This is a genomic window from Stieleria sp. (assembly GCF_041595215.1).
Taxonomy (GTDB): Bacteria; Planctomycetota; Planctomycetia; order Pirellulales; family Pirellulaceae; genus Stieleria; species Stieleria magnilauensis.
The window spans coordinates 1-2,183 of sequence record NZ_JBFHKV010001276.1; the positions used below are offsets into that span (position 1 = coordinate 1).

Sequence of the window (2,183 nt, forward strand, 5' to 3'; positions counted from 1 at the left end):
AACGGCTGATGATCGTTTGACATCAGCCGGTTCGCGCCAGCGTCCGGGCCTTTTCCGTTGAGGTTTCACGCCAGCGGCTTGCCACATCAAAGCTTGGGGTCGCGCCCGCGCACCCCAAGATCCGGTCACCATCAGGCCGCCAACCCCAACGGGGTTGAACAGAACAACACGGTTCGCCCGATTCACGCCGCTGATGCCGCCGTCCGATCGCGCTGCGTCGTTTGTTGAACCCCGTTGGGGTTCCTCTCCCTCTGGGCCACCACCCGGGGTGCGCTTCGCGACCCCGGGCTGTGTTGTGGCACCGCTCTGCGGTGTCGCTGCAAGCCTATCCCACTCCCTAAAGCACTTCCTTGAGTGCCTCGATCATCACCGGCAGGACTCGGGCTTGGACGTCGCTGAGTGTGCCTTCTTGGAACGCACCGGCGGCCGCTTTGTGCCCGCCGCCGCCGAACTGTTCGGCGATTTCGTTGACGGCAAGATCGCAGCGGCTGCGGAACGAAATTTTGAAACCGCCGCGTCGTTGGCCGACGAAGATCACCGCCGCCTTGGTGTTGGCAACCGCCAGGGTCAGATTGATCGAATCTTCGGTATCACTTGGCAACGCCCCGACCGCTTCAAAGTCTCTGGTTTCGACGTAGGTGTGCATCAGCGCGCCGTCGAGTTCGCTTTGGGTGCGCGAGAGGATCAGGCCGCGTAATTTCAGTCGCGCCAGCGTGTCGCGTTCGTACAGGTCGCTGTAGACTTCGGCCGGGACCACACCGGCGTCCACCAGCCGCGCGATGACGCGGTAGGTTTCCGCGGTCACGCTACCGAAACGGAACCAGCCGGTGTCGGTGGCGATCGCGGCAAACAGTGGCTGGGCCATTTGACGGGTGATCGGGACGCCCAACGCATCGGCCGCTTGCACGACCAGGGTTCCGCACGCCTCGGCCTGGTAATCCTTGTACATCGTCGCGCCCAGGTCGTCTTCACCGACGTGGTGATCGAGCACCATCTTGTCGCACGACGCGGCTCGCACGACGTCGGCCATGTCGCCCAGTTGAACCCACGCGCTGGTGTCCAGGATCATGATGCAATCGGCCGAGATGTCTTCGGGCTCGACGTCGTCATCGAGGATTTCGATGTTGCCGGCGGGGTCGAGGAATTGCAGCGACGGTGGGACGCGGTGGGCGTTGATGATGCGGACGTCTTTGCCGATCTGGCGAAGGACATGCGCCATGCCCAGTTCGCTGCCCAGGGCGTCGCAGTCCGGCCGCACGTGGCTGACCAGGACAAAGGATTGGTAGTGGCTGATTTGGTCGACAAATCGTTTCCAGTTGACGCTCATCGGGGATCGGTCGCGTTAGGGGAGTGCCAGCAGTTGCTGGGCGGATTGAATGTCTTTTCGCAGTTGGTCGGCGATCGCTTTGACGGAATCAAAACGAACAACGCCTCGGACACGATCGATCAACTCGACGGAGACGGTTTGCCCGTAGAGGTCGCCGCTGAAACCGATCAAGTGGACTTCCACCTTCGTCGGATCACCCGATTGAAACGTCGGGCTTTCGCCGATGTGGATTGCGGCCGGGTGGCGGGTGGTTCCGACCGAGGCGAACCCGGCATAGACGCCGCCGGCGGGGATGACCACGTCGATCTGTTCCAGGTTGGCGGTCGGGAAACCGAGGGTGCGGCCCCGCCGATCGCCCTGGGCGACGACGCCGCAGAGCAGATGTGGCGTGTCCATCATCGCAGCCGCCTCGCGGACGTTCCCTTCGGCCAACAGGTCGCGGATCCGTGTGCTGCTGATCATCGCGCCGTCGGCCGATTCCATCTCGGCGACGCGGAATTCGATGCCTTGATCGTGACACAATGTTCGCAGCACCTCGACGTCGCCGCGGCGGTCTTTTCCGAAACAAAAGTTTTCGCCTTCGACCACGCCGCGGCACTTCAAATTGTCCCGGACCAGGGCGCCAACGAACCGTTCGGGCGAGAGGTTCAGCAGGTCCGGTGAGGTCTGGCAAACGACCAGATAGTCGATGCCGAGCCTCGTCATCCGACGCGCCCGTTCTTCGACCGAAGTCAACCGCTTGGGAGCCAATTCGGGACGCAGGATCGCGATCGGATGGGGATCAAACAGGCAGGCGATCGCGGGGCCGCCGAGTCGATCGGCCAGTTGCCGGGTCTGCCCCAGTAAGCTGGCGTGG

General features: G+C 63.1%; 2 protein-coding genes. Both read right to left on the reverse strand.

Annotation, left to right across the window (positions count from 1 at the left end; translation table 11 throughout):
- Positions 1–337: 337 nt before the first annotated feature.
- The gene (locus ABX749_RS30505; RefSeq protein ID WP_372899356.1) at positions 338–1,327 is read right to left on the reverse strand and encodes a bifunctional oligoribonuclease/PAP phosphatase NrnA; all 990 of its coding nucleotides are present in this window, start codon (positions 1,325–1,327) and stop codon (positions 338–340) included.
- A 15-nt stretch (positions 1,328–1,342) separates the two neighbouring features.
- The coding region (gene ribF, locus ABX749_RS30510; RefSeq protein ID WP_372899357.1) for a riboflavin biosynthesis protein RibF at positions 1,343–2,183 on the reverse strand (841 nt) is incomplete at its 5' end.

Bases quoted from the DNA above. Each gene is read 5' to 3' on its own strand.
- ABX749_RS30505 (WP_372899356.1), bottom strand. From the start codon at position 1,327: ATGAGCGTCAACTGGAAACGATTTGTCGACCAAATCAGCCACTACCAA.